The sequence below is a fragment of the Pseudoalteromonas sp. SCQQ13 genome, assembly GCF_015864415.1.
In the GTDB taxonomy this organism is placed as follows: Bacteria; Pseudomonadota; Gammaproteobacteria; order Enterobacterales; family Alteromonadaceae; genus Pseudoalteromonas; species Pseudoalteromonas nigrifaciens.
Genome location: NZ_JADYXG010000009.1, coordinates 98,876 through 118,857, shown reverse-complemented (window position 1 = coordinate 118,857; position 19,982 = coordinate 98,876). Strand labels below are relative to the sequence as shown.

The following is a 19,982-nucleotide window of genomic DNA, read 5'->3' as shown; positions in this document are numbered from 1 at the left end:
TTTTAATAATGTATTTACAATAGTTAGTTCAGCTCAGCCTTGAGTGATATTTCAGCATTCATTAGTTTAGAAATAGGGCAGCCTTTTTTGGTTTGATCGCATAAAGCTTGAAACTGCTCGTTTGCAATATCAGCAATTTTAGCATTAACTTCAAGCGCAATGTGGGTAACAGCAAAACCATCGTCTACTTCATCTAAGCTAACTACCGCTTTGGTATCAATGTTGTCGGCGGTAAACCCTGCTTCACCTAATGCTAGCGATAATGCCATACTAAAGCATGCACTGTGCGCCGCAGCTACTAATTCTTCAGGGTTTGAGCCGGGTTTATCTTCAAAGCGGGTATTAAATCCGTAGGGTTGATTATTAAGCGCGCCACTTTGCGTAGAAATACTCCCTTTACCTGTTTTAATATCACCAGACCATTTTGAGTTTGCAGATTTTTTAATTGTCATCATCTTCTCCTTATTGCATTGGCGGTAAGCTTTTCATACTAGGTGAGTGTTATTTGCAAAAATAATCACAAAATAGCTAAAAAGCGTTGTATTTATAAGGTTAGTGCAAGATGAGCGCCAGCTATTATTGCTTATTGCACTTACAGCGCTTTGAGCAGTAAATAACATTGTCCCAGTCGCGTTGCCATTTTTTACGCCACGTAAAATGTTTATTGCAAATGGGGCATGTTTTTTGAGGTAAGCTTTGCTTTTTATGAGCCATCGTTAGTGGTTTTATTTTTTACTTGGCTTGTTTTTGCTGTAATTGCTACGTGCCTTCTAAGAATACTTCCTATGGCGCGTTTAACATCTGCTCGCTCGCGGTATTGCCATAAACGTTCGCGCGCTGCTTTTGAGGCTGCTGTTAAATCAAGCATGGGCTCGGGGTAATCTTCCCCTAGCTTAAAATCGTTAAATAGCGCTTCCATAGGAGTTTGTTGCCAAGGCTGGTGTAAATATTCAATAGGGAGTTTTTCAAGTTCGGGGCACCACTTTTTAATAAACGCGCCTGTTGGGTCTTGATCTTCCGACTGCTTTATTGGGTTGTAATGCCTAATGGTATTAATGCCAGTTACTGAGGCTTGCATTTGAATTTGCAGGTAGTGAATTCCTGGTTCAAAATCTAAAAAGTAATTAGCAAGAGGAAAGCTTGCTTGCTGCCAGCTTATATTTAAATGATGTGTTACAAAGCTTACAAGCATGGCGCGCATTCTAAAGTTTATATAACCTGTGGCTTTTAAACAGCGCATGCAAGCGTCAATAATTGGAATACCTGTTTGACCTTGCGCCCAGCGTTCAATATCGCTTTTTACATGTTCGTCATCACGATACGGAAATACGTGATAACCCGGATTAAGTGCTAAAAACTCCATAGAGCATTCGCTTTCAAACTTTTGCATAAAGTGGCAGTGCCAATGCAAGCGCGATACAAACGCAGCAAGTGGGCGCTTCCAGCCTTTTTTATCAGGATGTTTTGAATGATATTTGTCAAAGGCCATTTGGTACACTTGCCTAAGGCTAATGTTCCCCCAGGCTAAATACGGCGAGAGCCGAGAGCAATGTACTTGGCTCAAACTTGGGCTTGATATTCCTTTTTGATAACCTTTACCGCGCTCGGCAAAAAAGCTCTGTAATACAGTGCGTGCTTGCAGCGGGCCGCCTTGTTGAAAACTGTCGTGATTTTGGGTGTAAGCGCTTGGCAGCTCAGGTGCTTGGTAATTATTGAGGGTAATTGTTTTTATACTTTTCCAATTAGGAACCGCGATAGGTGCTTGCATTGTTTGCTGCCAGCGCTCGTTCCAATTATTACGATTTTTTTTGCCGCGAATTACTGCGCCTGTTTGCGACTCCTGCCAATTAATGCGGTTATGTTGGCACCACACTTTAATGGCTTTATCGCGCTCAAAGGTATTGTTTAAACCTATTTCTTGATGGCTAAAAATATTAACTATTTCAAACTGCGTCTTTAACGATTCAAGTAAGTCACCCATGTTTAAATTAAATATATAAACGCAGGCATTAAAGCGTGTTAGTTGATTATTTAACTCAACTATTGATTGATATACAAAGCGCCAATGCCGCTCATTGTAGTGTGCATCTTCAAGCATTAATGGCTCAAAGTTATAAAGTAGTAGGGTAGGTAAGCCGTTACTAAATGCATTTTTTAATGGTTGATGATCGCTAAGACGTAAATCGCGTTTAAACCACACTATGTTTATTTTCATATAATTTGTTTATTGCTTTAAATGGAGATAAAAATTAGTTTGTTATTTAGCTAAGTCAGCCAAGCCTATACGTAACTACTTTGAATTAAGATTTAGTTTTAATGTATTAAAGGGAAAAGTATGTTTTTAGATCTAACCGAAAACACCAGTCAAAATGTTTACTCCTACTTAGTAGGCGCAATAAGCCCTAGACCAATTGCATGGATAAGCACATTAAATAGTGAAGGTATTGCGAATATTGCGCCTTATTCATTTTTTACTGTGGCTAGCTGCAAACCACCTGTTTTAAGCGTTACGCAAGTAAACCCAAGTGATAAAACGGATAAAGATACGCTCAGTAATTTAATGGCAACTAAAGAATGTGTGGTTAATATAGTTAGCCAAGAGCTAGTTGAAAAAATGAATCAAAGTTGTGCAAATTATCCTAGTGATATAAGTGAATTTGATGCAGCTAACATCGCCCAAGCTCCAAGTCTGTTAGTTAACGCGCCAAGTGTTGCCGGTTCAAAAGTACGGTTTGAATGTAAGTTACGCGAGGTTATTAGCATTTCCAATGAGCCTGGCGGCGGAAAAATGATGTTATTGGATGTAGTGGGTATTTGTATAAACGATAGCGTGATGAGTAATGGCTATATTGATCCCAAATTATTAAATGCAGTGGGCAAAATGGGCGGCGATTACTTTAGTACAACCAAAGATAAATTTGTGCTCAAAAGGCCACAATTGTAATTTTAATGTAGATTCTTCCTTAGTTTGTGCACATTGTTTGCACTTTTACTTGTTAACTTTGTTTTATTAAACGTTAATGTAAAGGTTCAAACATTGAAAACGCACTCTAAAACAAAAACCTCGAATGTAGCTAAGTTATTCGCATTAAGTGCACTTTGCATCGCTTTAAGCGCATGTAATAGCGATTCAACAAGTGCAACTATTGAAGGCGAAATAGTCAGTAATGCAGCTCCAACAGTTAATGCGGGTATTGATCAAATAGTTAATGCGGGTGATACCGTTTATTTAAACGCTACGGTTGAAGATGATGGTGAAGTATCGGTTAGCTGGTCGCAAACATCGGGCACAACCGTTAGTTTATCTTTAAGTACTGCAACGTCAACAGAGTTTGTAGCACCTGAGGTATTAACCGACGAAGCACTGATATTTGAACTCAGTGCAGATGATGGCACTAATGATGTTGTTATAGATAGTGTAACAATTACTGTGCGTGCATCATCAGATTATACTAGCAATACCAGTGCAAAGCTTGCTAGTTGGCTAATTAACAAGGATACAACTTCTACTTATATACAAAATAATGGTGCAGTGGTTGAAGATGTGCAATCAGTTGAAGTTGTTAGCGTTGCACAAGATGATGCTGACGTTGAATACATGTACGTGCAAACCACAGATATTCCAAAATATGACGTAACGCTTACACAAGAGCAAGTAGACGCGCTAAATAACCGCCCACGTGCAGCCACCGATTTTTATAACGGTGTAACCTCAGCAGCAGTAGGGCAAACAATCTCTTTTGGTGAAGACATAGGTTATAACAGCAGCACTGAAAATTGTAATGATACAGGCGGTGCAGGCTATTGGCCTCCAGGACCTGGTTGTCCGACTGAACAAGCTGTAGAAGCGTACTTTCCAATAACACCCACCGATTTACCTGACACCGAAACCTGTGAAACTGGCCTAGGTACAGTTGGTTTAATGGTTAATGGCACCAGCATATTTAATTGGGGCGATGGTATGAGCTACGGTAATAATGTTTGGTATACGTTAGCGCCAATTGCCGAACAATACGATGTGGATGTATGTGGCGGACACGCTGCTAACGGAGAATATCATCATCATTTTTACACGAGCTGCTTAGCTGATTTACTTGAAGATGATGGCGATGCGCATTCACCAATTTATGGTTTTGCAGCTGATGGCTACCCACTTTATGGCCCTTATGAAAGTAACGGGCAACTTGCATTAAGCGGTTGGGAAATGCGCGATTATGGTGCATCAACAAGCGAGGGCGGTTGTGGTACGCAAGGTGAGCGAAGCTGTACTTTAGTCAATCAATACGATATTAGCCAAGGTACACAAATAAGCGATACAGGCCCAGCTATTGGCGCAGAAGTAACAACACTTTCAGGTAATACATTAAATGCCGACGACGGTTATTATTTTGAAGATTATTACTACGCCCAAAAAACAGTAGCAGGTGCACAACTTGATGAGCATAACGGCCACGATACCAACGATGGTAAAGGTTATCACTACCACATAACACTTTCGTTAGACAGCGATGGTAAATTACAGCCTTCGTTCCCTTATCAAATTGGGCCACGTTTTAAAGGTCAATTAGCTGATAATTCAATTGGTCGCTGTGATACGGGCGAAACAATGGGTCCACCACCAAGAAGGTAAGGAGTAACTATGCGTTATTTTAAATACGCATTGATCCTAACTACTGCTGTGCTATTGAGCTTTAAGCTCTTTGCGCAGCAGGAAATGATGGATCATAGCCATATGCCTATTGCAGTACCAAACGCTGCACCCACACCGGCACTGAGCCTTAAGTTATTAAAAGATAGTATGTCGGGTTATAACTTAATTCTAGATACACAGCGTTATGATTTATCAGTGCCTCCTGAGGGCGCAATGAACATGCAACAAATGATGAGCGCGACAACAAACGAAAATACCGGTTTTTTACAAGGCCACGCTCATTTATATATTAATGGCGTTAAAATACAGCGAATTTACGGACATGCATTGCATTTACCTGCTAACTTATTTAAAAGTGGTATAAATACCGTATCGGTTACTTTAAATAATCATGGTCACATGTATTGGACCGCTCAGGGCAAAAAAATAGTTGCTACGTTGTATGTTAATGATCAAACCAAAGAGTTTATAACATACCGATTTGAAAGCTTTCCTAGCAAGGTTAAAAATACGCATTAATGAAAATTCATAATAAACTTTTTTTAATACTATTTAGTTTTACCTTTAGTGTTATTGCAGGGATGGTAATACTTATACAGTGGAGTATAGGGCAAGGCGTTATTGATTTTGTTAATGCAAAAGAGATAAAAGCATTAGAACCACTTACGCTACAACTTGCAAAGCAGTATCAAAAAACGCCCTCGTGGGAGTTAGTTATTGGCGGCGACAAAAACTTTAGAATGCTTATAGAATCGCAACTAGAAAACAGCCAGTTTTTATCTAAGTTACCAAAAAGCCCTGATCCAAGAGGGCGAATGATGCGCCGGCCACCACCATCCGAGCATATTGTTTTAGGCGCGCGCCGACCACCTCCTGAAAATATTGCTCATTATGCTTTGCTTGACGAAAATAAACAGCGAATAGTGGGCAGGTATTTAAGTAATTTAAACTATATGACTACAGCCATTACAGTGAATAATAAAGCGGTTGGTTATTTAGCTGTATCCAAAAGAGATAGCTTAGTTGATGGCTACGAACTTGATTTTTTACAGCAGCAAACAAACTACTTATGGTTTATTGCTTTAGCGGCGGTACTGCTTACATTACTGGTTACCTTTTTATTATCTCGGCATTTAGTTAGCCCAGTAAAACAAATAGCTAACGGTATGCACCGCTTAACGCAAGGCAATTACGAGACTAAGCTGACCCTAGATCGAAAAGACGAACTAGGGCAGTTAAGCGAGGATTTTAATACGCTTGCATTTACGCTCGCCAAAGACGAGCAAGTACGTAAACGCTGGCTTGCCAATATTTCTCATGAGCTTAGAACGCCAATGAGCATTTTGCTTGGTGAGCTTGAAGCTATGCTACTTGGCATACGCGAGCCAAATGCAAAAAATATAAACTCGGCCAACGACGAAGCCCTGCATTTAAAGCGCTTAATAGACGATTTGCATATGCTCAATAGCGCAGAGTTAGGGGGCATGCATTACACTATGCAAGCTACTGATATGGCATTGTTATTAAATACTATTGAGCAAAAATATCTGGTTATACTTGAGCAACATAATATAAAGCTTTACCTATTAAATGCTGCAAAAAATATAACCGTTCAAGCAGATAAAACACGCCTTTTACAGTTATTCGATAATATTTTAATGAACGCAGTGCATTACGCACAATGCTCTACTATTTCATTAACGGCGAGTAATATAAGTATTAAAGGGCAAATGTATTTACAGCTTATTATTGAAGATAATGGCGTGGGGGTTGAGCCATCGCATTTATCGCACTTATTTGAGTATTTATACCGAGTAGATAGTTCGCGAAATCGCCAAGAGGGCGGTTCGGGTTTGGGGTTATCTATTTGTCAGCACATAGTTAAAGGTCATAAAGGCGAGATTAAAGCTGAAAAATCTAGTTTAGGCGGTCTTGCTATCATTATTAAATTACCCTTATTTAAAGCTTAGAGGACACTATGCAAGAGCAAATATTGATTGTAGAAGATGAGGTTAAGCTGGCTAACTTAATAAGCGATTTTTTAACAAGCCATCATTACATAACGCATCAAATACATCATGGTAATGAAGTACTACCTTGGCTTGAAATTAACAAGCCTAGTGTGATTTTGCTCGACATAATGCTACCTGGTCAAAGCGGAATTGAATTGTGTAAAGCAATTAGGCAGTTCTCTAATGTGCCTATCATTATGGTGTCGGCAAAGGTAGAGGAGATTGACCGATTACTTGGGCTTGAATTAGGAGCCGATGACTATATTTGTAAGCCTTTTAGTTATGCAGAGCTGGTGGCGCGTGTTAAAGCTATTTTAAGGCGCTTGAATAACGTTAAGCCAAAAACCAATGTTATGCAACTTGATGAAAGCACCTACAGTGTAAAATACAAAGCAGCAAGTATTGAGCTTACCAATGTTGAGTTTCAGTTATTTAAGCCCTTGTTTAACAACCCTAACCGTATTTATTCGCGCGATAGCTTAATGGATACTATGTACGCCGATCAACGTATTGTGAGCCAGCGTACTATTGATAGTCATATAAAAAAATTGCGTAAAAAGCTGGACGAATTAACCAAAACCGACAGCGTTATTCAATCGGTTTATGGTGTTGGTTATCGCTTTGTAAATCCACAGCAGTGTAATTAACAACAAAATATTTGATTAATTAGCAAATACGATGCGTTAACGTAAGTAATTAATAGCCACTTTAGCTATTTACTCGCATTAGCATTTCGCTATCATTTTAAATTTATGCATTAGCGATATACATTATTTTTACTTCCTCATTATTTGCACATTGTTTGCATTTTTACAGCGTAATCTTTTGTTATTAATTAAACAAAAGGTTACGAGCATGAAACACTTATCATCACTTACAATTATTACACTATTGTCGGTTGCTTTTTCAGTAAATGTTGCAGCAAGAGGCAGCGATTGCAAACCACCTAAACCTGATTTTTCAAGCATGGATACCAATAGCGATGGCGTAATTAGCTATGCAGAGTTTAGCGCTAAAAAACCACCACACGGCGAAGACGCACAAACAATTTTTGACGAAATAGATTCAGATGGTAATGGCGAAATTAGTGAGCAAGAAGTAAATGATCATAAACCACCTCGTCGTAAGCGTTGAAAGGATACTGTAATGATTAATAATATTAGCAGTAATTCTGCAAGCCTGGTGCAGCAACAAAGTAGCCAAACCGCAAAGTTAACAACAGCACAAAGTGACTTTGTAAAACAAACACTCGCTGAATTCGATGCCGAAAATTTAACGGCAGAAAACGCGCTAAGTATTCAAGCTGCACTTAAAGAGCAAGGTATAGCGCCAACAAAAGAGTTGGCTGAGCTAATGGGCGAGTTGGAGTTTGAGGCTAAAAGCATAGGTGATGCTGCTCGACCTGAAGGTCAGCGCCCACCACTACCGCCTAAAAATTCAATTGAGCAAGTAAATACTAAAGATGTAGTTAGTTATTTAGATGAGTTGTTAGCGCAGTATTCAAGCCAGTTAAATGACGAAGATAAAAGTGCTATTTTATCGGCGGTTCAAGAAAAGTTTGCTTTATCACAAGGTGATTCGATACTGAGTGTTAAAGCGTAATTATAAATAAGGCAACACCTAAACTAAAAAACCAGCTATTACTGCTGATTTTTTAGTTTACCAATAACAGCAAGGTTAAAAGTCACTACTACTGTGGCGCTCTGCTAGTTGCTCTTCTTCAGGTCCCCATGTGCGGTTAACGCGACGACCACGTTTTACGCCAGGGCGCTTTGAAACCTGTTTAGCCCAACGTACAACATGAGTGTATGAGGCAACATCTAAAAATTCAGCTGCATCATAAATGTCGCCAAGCACTAAAGAGCCATACCAAGGCCAAATTGCGATATCGGCAATTGAGTACTCATCTCCTGCCATGTATTCGTTTGCACTTAAATGGCGGTTTAGCACGTCAAGCTGGCGCTTGGTTTCCATGGTGAAACGATCAATAGGATATTGCATTTTAGTGGGTGCATAACTATAAAAGTGGCCAAAGCCACCACCTAAGTACGGCGCTGAGCCCATTTGCCAAAATAGCCAGTTACGACATTCAGTTTTAGCTTTTAAATCTTTAGGTATAAGCACATCAAACTTTTCTGCTAGGTATTGCAGTATAGAGCCCGATTCAAAAATACGTGTTGGCGGCGTGGTTGAATGATCCATTAACGCTGGAATTTTTGAATTTGGATTAATATCTACAAAGTCAGAACCAAACTGATCACCATCACCTATGCTGATTAAATATGCGTCGTATTCTGCATCGGTTAAGCCCAGCTCTAACAGCTCTTCAAACATAATAGCGGCTTTTTGACCATTTGGTGTAGCAAGCGAATAAAGCTGAAATGCGTGCTCGCCAATAGGTAAGGTTTTGTCATGAGTTGCGCCGGCAATGGGGCGATTAATGCTGGCAAATTTACCGCCACTCTCACTGTCCCATGTCCAAACTTTGGGTGGGGTGTATTGATTTTGATCACTCATAAAAATAACCTCTGTTTAAATGAAATACATATAAAAAATATATGTATTAATAAATGTGGCCATTAAAATAAATTAAAGGCGAGTTTTTTGACTTTTAAGTTTGTCGGATTTTGCTAATTTATAGCCTAAAAACAATCCGCTCAATGCTCCAAATAAGTGGCTTTCAAACGAAATATGCAAGCGCTGTGGTAGTACACCCCAAACAAATCCGCTGTAAAGTAGGGCAACGACAACAGCAATAACAATGGATTTAAATGAACGTCTAATTACGCCATAGCAAAGTATAAAACCCCATAACCCATATATAACGCCACTTAAACCAACATGAATATTACTACGACCAAGTGCCCATACTAAAAAACCACCTACTAATGCGGTAAAAATAAATACGTTATAAAAACGCTTAACGCTGTATTGGCAAATCAACCAACTTAAAACCATAAAAGGCAGCATGTTACTGGCAAAGTGCCACCAACTGCCATGTAAAAATGGCGCGCTCAGTATGCCAATTAAGCCATTAATGCTGCGCGGATAAATGCCAAAACCATTAAGATTAATGCCAGGTAAGCTATTAATTAGCTGTAAAACAAAGCAAATTGTAACAATACTAAAAATAGCGAAGCGTTTGCTTGTTAGTAATGACCGTGTGGTTGCCATATAATAGTCCTAGTTGAGCTTAATAGTTGCCAGTATAGGAATTGTATTTGCTAATGCAAAGCAATTAAAAAAGCACAGCATTAAATGCTGTGCTTTTTACTTATAAATCGTTATTAACCTAGTTTGGTTAGTAGCTTTTTAGCAGCAAGTTCTGAGCTTGCTGGGTTTTGACCGGTAATTACTAGGCCATCTTCGAGTACAAGTACACCCCAGTCATCCGTTTTTTGATAGTCGCCGCCTTTTTTAATCAGTTCGTCTTCTACTAAAAACGGCACTATGTCGGTAAGTTGTACTGCCGCTTCTTCACTGTTAGTAAAACCAGTTACTTTTTTACCAGCAACAAGTGCATTACCATCGGCATCTTTAGTATTCAAAAATACGGCACTGGCATGACAAACAGCCGCTACTGGCTTTTGCTCTTTAATAAAGCTTTCAATAAGTGCAATAGAGTCGGTGTTTTCTACTAAGTCCCATAGTGGGCCGTGGCCGCCTGGGTAAAATACCGCGTCAAAATCTGTCGAATTTACTTCACTAAGCACTTTGGTATTGGCCATTAATGCTTGTGCGGCGCTGTCTGCGTCGTAGCGTTTAGTTGCATCAGTTTGAAAATCAGCAAGAGTACTTGTAGGGTCTATCGGGGGCTGGCCGCCATTTGGCGATGCAAGAGTGACTTCAACGCCTGCATCTCTAAATGCGTAATAAGGGGCTGCGAATTCTTCTACCCAAAAACCTGTTTTTTCACCTGTGTTGCCCAATTCTGCATGTGAGGTTAAAACCATAAGTATTTTTTTAGCCATTAGAATATTCCTTTTGATGATTTAAATTAGTTAATTTTGCTACCAACTACTATATGCACTAATAATGCTTTAAACAACGATGATAAATTTAACTTTATTGATTCAATAATTGATACAATAATGCAGTGGATTTAGGAGATGTTATGAAAGTGTCGTTTGAGCAGTTAAAAAGTATGGTGGTGTTTGCACAAATTGTAGAGCAGGGTAGTTTAACCGCTGCGGCTAAGCATTTAGGTTTAACGCGTGCGGTGGCAAGTTACCATTTAAAAAAATTAGAAACCCAACTTGAAATTACCCTACTAAATCGCTCAACACGCACTATGGCATTAACAGAGGCGGGAGTGGCGTATTACGAGCGCTGCAGAATAATTACTGAGCAAGCCAATGCGGCAAATCAACAAATAGAAAATATAAAAAGTGAGCCTCAGGGGCTACTCAAAATTAGTTGTCCGGTAAATGTAGGGATGCAATTAATAGTGCCTGCTATTAATAGCTTTAAACGCCAATACCCCAAAATTAACATAGACCTACAACTTAGCGATGATGTAGTTGATATTATAAAGCATGGTTTTGATTTTGCCATTCGTGGGGTGGCGCTAAGCGACTCTAATTTACAAGCAACTAAACTCACAACAATGAGTACCTGTATTTGTGGCTCGCCAGATTACTTTGCTCATTTTGGCAAACCTAAAAATCCTGTTGAGTTAGCTCAGCATCAATGGGTGGTGTATCAATTGGGCAGTAAAACGTTAACTCTTTCAAAAGAAGGTAAAAAACACGACATTACAATGCAAGGCGGTTTAAGTACCAATAACGCTGCTGCCCGTACTGCTTTTGTTGAAGCCGGGCATGGCATAGGCCGTATACCGCTGTACGATGCGTGGCCTAAAGTGCAAGCAGGGTTGCTAGAAATTATATTAGACGATTACAAAAGCAAAGATATTGAGCTTTATGGGGTGTTTCCGCCAGGCGCAGCAGGCTCTAAAAAATTGCGGCTATTTATAGATTATTTAAAAGCCTACTTTGTAAAACAACATACTGCTTTAGGCATGCTAAAAAACATTTAACATGAACGCTGGTTAAAAGATTTATTATCCAGCGTTTGGGTTAATTTAAACATCTAATTTATAAAGTGCGGTTAAATAATGCCACAGCTTGTTGATACATACTTATTGCAAGCGCTGCGTCGTATCGCTCACCTTCGTCGCGCATAAAGGCATGTTGTGCGTTTACTTCTTGCCATTGGTAATTTATACCCGTATTAACGCATTGCTGATAAATTTTAGTGCGGCCTTCTTGCGGCACATGTGGATCTTGTTTACCCCATACAAAGTGAATTTCGCCTTGTATATCTGCCATACGTTCAAATGAGTTATTACCTGGTTTTGCCGGTAATGTATTACTGTGAATATCGGTTGCGTATAAACAAAATGCAGCTTTAATTTCAGGGTTTAATGCGGCTCTATATGCTAAATGCCCACCAATACATACACCCATTACACCAAGCGTACCTGTGCAATAGTTTTGTTGTTTTACAAAGTCGATCATGGCTTGGGTGTCGCTATCGTGATGCTCTAAAGGTTTAGCCCATTTGTCGGCATTACCTTTGTCTTTACCTGCGTCGTCGTAAGCGAGCACAGTGCCAATAGGATTTAACTCATGAAATACTTCAGGTACTAATACTACAAAGCCATGGCTTGCTAAAATAGCGGCGCTGCGGGCAATAGGGGCGGTTTGCTGAAAAATTTCAGAGTAAAAAATAAGTGCAGGAAACAGCCCTTGCGCCTGAGGGCGGTATATAGTGGTTCGCATCAACCCTGTAGGGGTAGGCAAGTCGGCATTATGTTGTTCGATGATCATAATTGCGCTCAGTTATATAAATTTATATGGTAACTGAGCGCGATAAAATATACGACTAGTTAAAGACTAGCAGGCATTTTATTGCAACTTGCGTAGTAGCTTACGGTTGCTGGCCAGTCGGAAAATATAGCCATTACGCCAACATCTTGCGCAAGTACATCAACTACTTTCATCATGTCGCCATCGTTATTTATTACATCAGCAATTGATTGATAATAATAGCCACCACCTTGGTTAAGTGGACCTGAGCGCTCAAGGCTCCATGCAATAAGCTCTAAGCCTGCAGCTTTAGCGGCAATTGCGTATTGTGATGGCACAATATTGCTTTCTTTATCTATTTTTAACATCATCCAAATAGGTGGGGCTAAAATTTTCACCCCATTAGTAACCAGTTCATCCATGCTAGGTTGCCATGTTTGTGGATTACTTGGATCGAACCCTGCATCGCTATCTCGCCCGTCAAGATAGACACTTTGATCAGCAAAATCAGGATTGTTGTTTATCCAATATTTTACGTCATCAAGATTAAATGATTGCGGGTATACTCGCGATGCCGGTATACCCATTTGCATGTATTCATCTAACATTTTTTGCGCGTATTGCTCCTGCGTCATGCCTTTAAAAGGCATGCTAACTTCTGGTGATTTAAGCTCAGGAGTCATTTTTACCCCGAGTGCTTTAAATAACGCAATACTTTGTTTATGCGTCATTAATGTGCCATTAGTTGCGTATAAGTCGGTGCGCCAATTGGGAGTGCCCTGCATATACTGCTTAGCAGTAGTTGCTTGCATGTTTGCACCATCCATTTTGCCTTTAAGCGTTAAAAACTCGCTCAAGCTAATGTCGCTAGTACAGCACTTTGCAGAGGCGGTTACTGCATTTTTAGCGTCGGCGGGGATAAATGGTTCGCTGCATTTAGCCGCTAATTCAGGAATGGCTAAAATATTGGTTGTGGTGTGTAAGTCGCATTGTGAATGGCGACATACAAGCTCATTATCGTTTGTAAATGTAACATCGCACTCTATAACACCTGCGCCCATTCTTGCAGCAGCAGTGTAAGCTTCTTTGGTATGCTCAGGGTACTGCATAGACGCACCGCGATGCCCAATTGAAAAGTCGGTGCGATAAAAAGGGCCTTCACTACACGATTCTAATTGTGCCTTTAAATCACCAGCGTCCATATCGTTAATTAAATAATAAGGACGCGTACCCAGTTGAGCATTTTGTTTGTTAATTAGTGTATTGCTACAGCCAGTAATTATAAAAATAAAACAGGCGACTAAAATTATTTTATCGAGCATTTAAAACAGCTTTAAATTATTAAGATAATGTAAGTGTAGCGCTATTTTATGGCACTTTTATTAAAGTATTGATTCACCAATAATGCAGCTAAAATAATTCCAGCACCAATAGCTAGCCTGAATAAATCGGCATCTCTGTTCCAAATAAGCACATTAACAATAATACCAGCAGGGATCAGTAAGTTATTCATTACCGCCAGCGCCCCCACATTTACTAAGGTAGCCCCTTTGTTCCAAACAAAATAACCAAACCCAGACGCTACGATTCCTAAATAAATAAGCACGCTCCATTGAGTTGTGGTTGTCGGTAGTTTATCGGTATTGCCAAACAGCAGGTAGCACACTAAAGCAACGCACAAAGCGCCGATAAAAAACCAACCGAACACCGATTTGTGCTCAAGGGTACTGTTACTCATTAAGCGTTTATAGGCCACTTGGCCAATGGCAAAGCACAGGTTAGCTGCTTGGACTAATAATAAGCCAAGCAAAAAGTCGCTACTTATGCCTTCATACCTAATGGCTACCGCGCCACCAATGGCAATAATAGCAACAATAAAAAAGCGAGGGTTAAAGTGTTTTTCTAAAGCATCGTTTAGTAGGGTGATATAAAGCGGGGTCATTACTGTAAATAGTAGTACTTCAGGCACGCTTAAATATAAAAAGGAGTGATAGTAAAAGCTGTACATAGCGCCAAGTTGTACTGCGCCAATAAGCATTAATTTTAACGCCAATGGTTTAGGAGTCTGTTTAACCTTTAAAAACGGTAAAAAGATTAATGCAGCCAGTGCAATGCGGATTAGCACACTAAACCATGCATCAACTTGGCCTGCTAAATACACACCAATTAAGCTAAACGAGAACGCCCATAATAGGGTGACGGCAAACAAGTAAGCCATGGTTTTTATAACTCCAAATAAAACAACGAGTTTAACCTAGATAATAAAAAAGGGTAATAGTCCACTTGATAAAACAAGTGGACTAAAAAGTAACTATTGTGAACTTACAAATTGCTTTGCTTGTAGTTTTAAATGCTCTAGCGCTTTTTTATTGTAGTAGCGGTTATGGCTAATAACGCCTTGTAATGATTGCGTGTTACTAATATCAACTAACGGATTGCGCGCTAAAATAATAATATCTGCCACTTTACCTACCTCTAAACTGGTAAATTGCTGCGTTTTACCTAAAAATTTAGGCCCAGCTATTGTGGCACTTTGTAGTGTTTGTAACGGGGTAAGCCCGTAATCACTAAAAATAGCGAGTTCTTGATGCAACGACAATCCCGGATAAATATAAGAATTTAAAAAACCGGCGTCGGTACCTGCAATAATTGATACGCCAGCTTGCTGCACCCAAGGGAGTAATTTTGCCGTTTTTATAAAGCGCTCTTTGCGTTGTGTTATTTGCTCAGGGGTATCTTTATTTGCGCGATCAACTCGCCATTGGTAGGTGGCTTTTAATCCTTTGCCTAAATAATTTAGGTACTCGTCTTGCTGATGGTCGTTTTCATCAATGTAGGCCGTAATTTGGCCGCCAATTAAGGTAGGCACAACAGCGGTATTATTTTTTGCGAGTACGCGATATTTTTTCATTGCTGTGGCTTTGTCAACATGCTCAGTAATAATTGGCAGCGCACTGGAGTAGCTCAGTATACCTGATTTTACCTTAGCAGAAATTTCTTGTTCGTTATCGGCGGCGGCTTTTAACATGTAGGTCATATGCTCAATCGCATCAAGCCCTGCGTTTGACACATCGGTTACCGAAAGCGAAAAAGGAATATGCCCCGAAATTTGATAACCGCGCTTTTTAACTTCTTTTACTGCTTGTAAGTATAACTGTGGCGTTAAAGCGCTGTCGGTAATTTTAATAAAATCGACATTCATGGCCTCAAGTTTATCAATGGCGGCGTGCATTTCTGCGCTGGTTTCTACTTCTAAGTCGCCAGGCCAAATTGAGTCTTTACCTTCTAGCTTTGGCCCTGAGGTATAAATAGTAGGGCCTATTAATGTGCCTTGATTAATTTGCTCGCGCCATTGCAATACCGATTCACTTAAATCAGCGGCTGCATCGCGCACTGTGGTTATGCCATAGGCTAAATATAACGGCAGTAACTGTTTGTTTTCTGTTATTAGTTGCTCACCGCCGCCAAAGTGTACATGCATATCCCAAAGCCCAGGCATTATATATTGACCACTGGCATCAATTTGACTCGTAGCGCTGTAACGTAAATTTAGCTCATTGCCGCCGCGGGCTACAATAGTAGAGTTTTTGATAACAATGGATTGATTAGCCGTAATTTGCCCTGTCATCATGTTAATTATATTGGCGTGGTTAATAATAATGTCGGCTTGTTGTTTTTGAGTCACTTGGTTACAAGCAGCTAAAATAAGCGTGATGGGGAGTATTAATATGAGTTTCATAGCGGCACCTGAATTTTTTATTCAGATTAACATAGTTGTTTAAAGTGGTATTTTCTTTGAGTTAAAAGGTTATAAAAGTGGGTTAAGTTAATGGCAATAAAAAAGCCCGCAAGCGGGCTTTTTAAAAGGTGTAAATTAGTTAACTAATTAGTCTACTAAACCACGGCGCTTAAGAAGTGCGTCGGTAGTTGGTTTTTGACCTCTAAATTCAATGTAGCTTTGCATTAAGTCGCGGCTATTGCCTTTAGATAGGATTTCTTTACGGAACTTATCGCCATTTTTGCGCGTTAAGCCACCGTTGTTTTCCATATGGGCAAAGGCGTCGGCTGCAAATACTTCAGTCCAAAGGTACGCGTAGTAACCTGCAGAGTAACCACCGGCAAAAGTGTGGCTAAAGTAGTTTGATTTATAACGCGGTGGTACAGGGTAGTAAGCAATACCATGTTTTTCTAGCGCGCTTTGCTCAAACTCTTCTACATCAGCTATTTTTTTATCAGAACCAAAAGAATGCCATTCCATATCAAGCAATGCCGCAGCTAAGTACTCAGTAGTACCAAAGCCTTGGTTGAATTTTTGTGATTCTAACATTTTGTTAAGCAAGTCTTGTGGAATTGGCTCACCAGTTTTGTAGTGCTTAGCGTAGTTAGCTAATACAGTCGGTTCAATCATCCAGTCTTCATTTGCTTGAGAAGGAAACTCAACAAAGTCACGCGCTGTTGCTGTGCCCGCTAGGCTTGGGTACTTAACATCTGAGAATAAACCATGCGCCGCATGACCAAACTCATGGAACAAAGTAGATACTTCGTCAAAGGTTAATAATGTAGGCTGACCTGCTGCTGGTTTTGGAATGTTTTGCGCGTTGTAGATAACAGGTTTAGTGTTTTTTAAACCACTTTGTCCTACGTATGCACTCATCCAAGCACCGCCACGCTTACCTTCACGTGCGTATGGGTCCATGTAAAATAAACCAATTGCACTGCCATCAGCATTAAATACTTCAAAGGTAGTTACATCTTCGTGGTAAACCGGCAGATCTTTACGTTCTTTAAAGGTAATACCGTATAGTTTTTCCATAGCGAAGAATAAACCATTATGAATTACCGATTGTAATTCAAAGTAAGGTTTAACTAGGGCTGGGTCTAGGTTGTACTTTTCAGCACGTACTTTTTCAGCGTAAAAAGCCCAATCCCACGGTTTAAGTTCAAAACTTTCGCCAGAATCGTTAATTACTTTTTGAATTGCTGCAGCTTCAATTTTTGCTTTTTCAACTGCTTTAGGTGCAAGGTCATCTAAAATGCCGTAAACATTTTCAGTGGTTTGCGCCATACGCGAAGTCATTACATAAGAAGCCCAATCTTTATAGCCTAAAAGCTCTGCTTTTTGAGCGCGTAGGTTGGTTTCTTTAATAATAATAGGGCCGTTAGTTTTAGCCGCACGCTTAGTTGAAGCTGTAAACACTTGCTCGCGTAAGTCGCGGTTTTCTAGGCTACTTAAAATTGGCTGCTGCGTGGTGTTTACTAAAGTGATCATGTAACCGGTTTTGCCTGCTTTTTTAGCTGCATCGGCTAGACTTGCAATTTCGCCTTCAGAAAGACCGGCTAATTTACTTTTATCGGTAACAACAATTACGTCTTCTTTAAACGATTTTAAAACGTTTTGTGAAAATGCCGTTGAAAGCTTAGCAAGCTCAGAGTTAATTTCACGCATTTTTGCTTTTTCAGCGTCGTTTAATTTGGCACCCGCTTTAACAAACTGTTTGTAGTAAAAATCAACAAGACGCTGATCTTCTGCATTTAGTTTGCTTTTATTGTCGTAAATAGTTTGTACGCGTTTAAATAATGCGCCATTTAAGTAAATGTCGTCTGAGTGCGCTGAAAGTACAGGCGCCATTTTCTCATCGATACGTTGATATTCACTGTCAGAAATTAATCCTGATAAGTTATAAAACGCAGTAGATACGCGATTTAATAACTCACCCGAAAGCTCCATTTCAACTAACGTATTTTTAAATGTAGCTGGGGCAGGGTTGTTAGCAATTGCTAATACTTGTGCTTTATGCTGAGCAATACCGGCATCGAAAGCAGCTTCGTAATCTTTAGTAGAGAACTTATTAAATTCTGGTGCCATATATTGTAATGGGCTTGATTTGAACAATACATTGTCTGCGTTAATGTTTTGCACTTGTGTAGCGCTCTCTTTTGCCATGTTGTTTGAATCGTTTGATGTACAGGCAGATAATACTAAAACACTAGCAATAGTAGTGGCGATCAATGTTTTACGCATAGTAACTCCATAAAAATATTAGCCGAAATAGGCTGTGCGAGTCGAAAAACACAGTTAACTTATCAAATTTAGAGTTATATACAATCATGTTTATCGGTATTAAGCGGGATTTAAACGCAAATTAGCGAATAATAGAGGAAAAGGTGGGTAAAAGTAGCTCTAAATATAAACGTTTGAGCTACTTAGTTAAGTAAATAAGCAAAAAAAGTATCCAAATTTTAATTGTAACCTAGTACAAATTTTTTATCAGAGCTAAAGTTTACCGGTTGCTGTTGGCCAAATTCTTGATTAATAGTTGCCAGTGCTTGTTCTTGTTGAGCGAGTAAAGATAAAATTTTATTACGGTATTCGAGGCTAGTTTCAAATAAATTAAGGTCAACCTGCGGCTGCAAGGTTGCTAGTTTTTGAGCTAAAGTTAGTTGCGTCATAATGTTATCTCCAGTGCAAGTACACTATTTATATAGCACTAAGTACCATAAAAGGTTAGTTGATTGTATAAATTGATTTTATTCCCCTAATATTATGACGTGCTAAACTTAGCGAACCCTGAACCAGTTTTACTTTTATTTTAGACACACGTTTATAGAGCGGTATCTTCTTACTTATTTGGATAATAAATGACACTAGAACAATTAAATCAAATGCTTGCTTTTGTACTTTTTAGTTACAACGATGTGCAAATTACAGTGGTAAAAGTAATTCAGATCCCATTGATATTATTTACTATGTGGTTTGTGGTTACTCGTATTGGTAAGTTAATAAAAAAATCATTACTTAAACGTAAAATGAACCCTGATGCGGTGCTATTGTTTACGCGAATTTATTTTATTTTAAGTATCGCAATTTTAATTTTCACTTCTTTAGAGGTGTTAAATATACCGCTTACCGCTTTTGCTTTTGTATCGGGTGCTATTGCGATAGGTGTTGGTTTTGGTGCGCAAAATATCATTAATAACTTTATTAGTGGCTGGATATTAATGTGGGAGCGACCAATTCGTATTGGTGACTTTTTAGAGGTGGGCAATGCCAAGGGCGTAGTTGAAACGATAAACACTCGCTCAACCCGTATTCGCCGTAACGATGGCGTACATATGCTAGTACCAAACAGTCAATTATTAGAAAATACAGTAACTAACTGGACGCTAATTGATCGTAATGCACGTACCTCGGTTAATGTGGGTGTAATGTATGGCTCAGATGTTGAATTGGTTGAAAAACTGATGCAACAAGTGCTTGCAGATCATCCGGCAATATTACCCACCTTACCAAAAGCGGTGTTGTTAGATGACTTTGCTGAAAGCGCGATGATGTTTAGTGCTTATTTTTGGGTGTATGCAGAGTCTGAAACGATGTTGCGCCAAGTTCGCAGCGATATTCGTTTTAGTCTTTATAAGCAGTTTAAGTTAAATAATATTAAAATTGCCTTACCACAACGTATTATTCATATTGATGATAAAAAATTCAATACGCCACTGTAATTAGCACCC

The 19,982-nt window shown here is 39.4% G+C and carries 21 protein-coding genes; 9 read left to right on the top strand and 12 right to left on the bottom strand.

The genetic code is table 11. The annotated features are described in order from the left end of the window. Nucleotides 1–23: 23 nt before the first annotated feature. From I6F41_RS09250 to I6F41_RS09240, 3 genes are all read right to left on the bottom strand, one after another. Nucleotides 24–452 (bottom strand): OsmC family protein, encoded by a 429-nt coding sequence (locus I6F41_RS09250; protein WP_089368627.1) that lies wholly within the window; start codon nt 450–452, stop codon nt 24–26. Nucleotides 453–576: 124 nt separating this feature from the next. Beyond that, on the bottom strand, nt 577–714 hold the full coding sequence (locus tag I6F41_RS09245) for a DUF2256 domain-containing protein (protein ID WP_182678345.1): 138 nt from the start codon (nt 712–714) through the stop codon (nt 577–579). Next, a complete protein-coding gene (locus tag I6F41_RS09240; protein WP_182684390.1) occupies nt 704–2,215 on the bottom strand; it encodes a cryptochrome/deoxyribodipyrimidine photo-lyase family protein in 1,512 nt (503 codons plus the stop codon). The genes I6F41_RS09245 and I6F41_RS09240 overlap by 11 nt, the downstream gene beginning before the upstream one ends. A gap of 120 nt (nt 2,216–2,335) precedes the next feature. Here I6F41_RS09240 and I6F41_RS09235 point away from each other — a divergent pair, with 120 nt between their 5' ends. The 7 genes from I6F41_RS09235 (at nt 2,336) to I6F41_RS09205 (ending at nt 8,265) form a co-directional block, all read left to right on the top strand. After that, nucleotides 2,336–2,944 carry a flavin reductase family protein gene (locus I6F41_RS09235; protein WP_197108253.1) on the top strand — a complete coding sequence of 203 codons (609 nt, stop codon included), beginning with the start codon at nt 2,336–2,338 and terminating at the stop codon, nt 2,942–2,944. A 33-nt stretch (nt 2,945–2,977) separates the two neighbouring features. Continuing rightward, on the top strand, nt 2,978–4,630 hold the full coding sequence (locus I6F41_RS09230; protein ID WP_182684388.1) for a YHYH protein: 1,653 nt from the start codon (nt 2,978–2,980) through the stop codon (nt 4,628–4,630). A gap of 9 nt (nt 4,631–4,639) precedes the next feature. Further along, entirely contained in the window at nt 4,640–5,170 is a 531-nt protein-coding gene (locus tag I6F41_RS09225; RefSeq protein ID WP_011328854.1) for a hypothetical protein, read from the top strand. After that, nucleotides 5,170–6,621, top strand: a complete 1,452-nt coding sequence (locus tag I6F41_RS09220; protein WP_192532115.1) for an ATP-binding protein — start codon at nt 5,170–5,172, stop codon at nt 6,619–6,621. Before I6F41_RS09225 ends, I6F41_RS09220 begins: the two co-directional genes overlap by 1 nt. An 8-nt stretch (nt 6,622–6,629) precedes the next feature. Further along, nucleotides 6,630–7,310 (top strand): response regulator, encoded by a 681-nt coding sequence (locus I6F41_RS09215; protein ID WP_197108251.1) that lies wholly within the window; start codon nt 6,630–6,632, stop codon nt 7,308–7,310. Between the two features lie 208 nt (nt 7,311–7,518). Beyond that, on the top strand, nt 7,519–7,797 hold the full coding sequence (locus I6F41_RS09210) for an EF-hand domain-containing protein (protein ID WP_086998814.1): 279 nt from the start codon (nt 7,519–7,521) through the stop codon (nt 7,795–7,797). Nucleotides 7,798–7,809: 12 nt separating this feature from the next. After that, the gene (locus tag I6F41_RS09205) at nt 7,810–8,265 is read left to right on the top strand and encodes a hypothetical protein (RefSeq protein ID WP_197108249.1); all 456 of its coding nucleotides are present in this window, start codon (nt 7,810–7,812) and stop codon (nt 8,263–8,265) included. A 75-nt stretch (nt 8,266–8,340) separates the two neighbouring features. Here the strand turns inward: I6F41_RS09205 and yghU are convergent, their stop codons facing one another. From yghU to I6F41_RS09190, 3 genes are all read right to left on the bottom strand, one after another. Further along, nucleotides 8,341–9,180: a glutathione-dependent disulfide-bond oxidoreductase gene (gene yghU / locus I6F41_RS09200; protein WP_011328849.1), complete on the bottom strand. Its 840-nt coding sequence runs from the start codon at nt 9,178–9,180 to the stop codon at nt 8,341–8,343. A 72-nt stretch (nt 9,181–9,252) separates the two neighbouring features. Next, complete coding sequence (locus I6F41_RS09195) at nt 9,253–9,837, bottom strand: rhomboid family intramembrane serine protease (protein WP_086998823.1); 585 nt, start codon at nt 9,835–9,837, stop codon at nt 9,253–9,255. A 113-nt stretch (nt 9,838–9,950) separates the two neighbouring features. Next, nucleotides 9,951–10,634, bottom strand: coding sequence for a type 1 glutamine amidotransferase domain-containing protein (locus I6F41_RS09190; RefSeq protein ID WP_086998826.1), 684 nt, complete (start codon nt 10,632–10,634; stop codon nt 9,951–9,953). A gap of 143 nt (nt 10,635–10,777) precedes the next feature. On the opposite strand from I6F41_RS09190, the gene I6F41_RS09185 reads away from it, so the two are divergent. After that, the gene (locus tag I6F41_RS09185) at nt 10,778–11,701 is read left to right on the top strand and encodes a LysR family transcriptional regulator (protein WP_011328846.1); all 924 of its coding nucleotides are present in this window, start codon (nt 10,778–10,780) and stop codon (nt 11,699–11,701) included. Nucleotides 11,702–11,759: 58 nt separating this feature from the next. Here I6F41_RS09185 and I6F41_RS09180 read toward each other — a convergent pair whose 3' ends face one another. From I6F41_RS09180 to I6F41_RS09155, 6 genes are all read right to left on the bottom strand, one after another. Next, nucleotides 11,760–12,494 (bottom strand): dienelactone hydrolase family protein, encoded by a 735-nt coding sequence (locus tag I6F41_RS09180; protein WP_086998829.1) that lies wholly within the window; start codon nt 12,492–12,494, stop codon nt 11,760–11,762. 59 nt (nt 12,495–12,553) lie between these two features. Then, nucleotides 12,554–13,795, bottom strand: coding sequence for a glycerophosphodiester phosphodiesterase family protein (locus I6F41_RS09175; protein WP_197108247.1), 1,242 nt, complete (start codon nt 13,793–13,795; stop codon nt 12,554–12,556). 41 nt (nt 13,796–13,836) lie between these two features. Continuing rightward, entirely contained in the window at nt 13,837–14,691 is an 855-nt protein-coding gene (locus tag I6F41_RS09170; RefSeq protein ID WP_011328843.1) for a carboxylate/amino acid/amine transporter, read from the bottom strand. 93 nt (nt 14,692–14,784) lie between these two features. Continuing rightward, on the bottom strand, nt 14,785–16,212 hold the full coding sequence (locus tag I6F41_RS09165; RefSeq protein ID WP_197108245.1) for an amidohydrolase family protein: 1,428 nt from the start codon (nt 16,210–16,212) through the stop codon (nt 14,785–14,787). Between the two features lie 147 nt (nt 16,213–16,359). After that, nucleotides 16,360–18,495, bottom strand: coding sequence for a M3 family metallopeptidase (locus I6F41_RS09160; RefSeq protein WP_197108243.1), 2,136 nt, complete (start codon nt 18,493–18,495; stop codon nt 16,360–16,362). Between the two features lie 218 nt (nt 18,496–18,713). Continuing rightward, the gene (locus I6F41_RS09155) at nt 18,714–18,923 is read right to left on the bottom strand and encodes a hypothetical protein (RefSeq protein WP_011328840.1); all 210 of its coding nucleotides are present in this window, start codon (nt 18,921–18,923) and stop codon (nt 18,714–18,716) included. 189 nt (nt 18,924–19,112) lie between these two features. Between I6F41_RS09155 and I6F41_RS09150 the strand changes: the two genes are divergently transcribed. Then, nucleotides 19,113–19,973, top strand: a complete 861-nt coding sequence (locus tag I6F41_RS09150) for a mechanosensitive ion channel family protein (protein ID WP_011328839.1) — start codon at nt 19,113–19,115, stop codon at nt 19,971–19,973. Nucleotides 19,974–19,982: the final 9 nt, after the last annotated feature.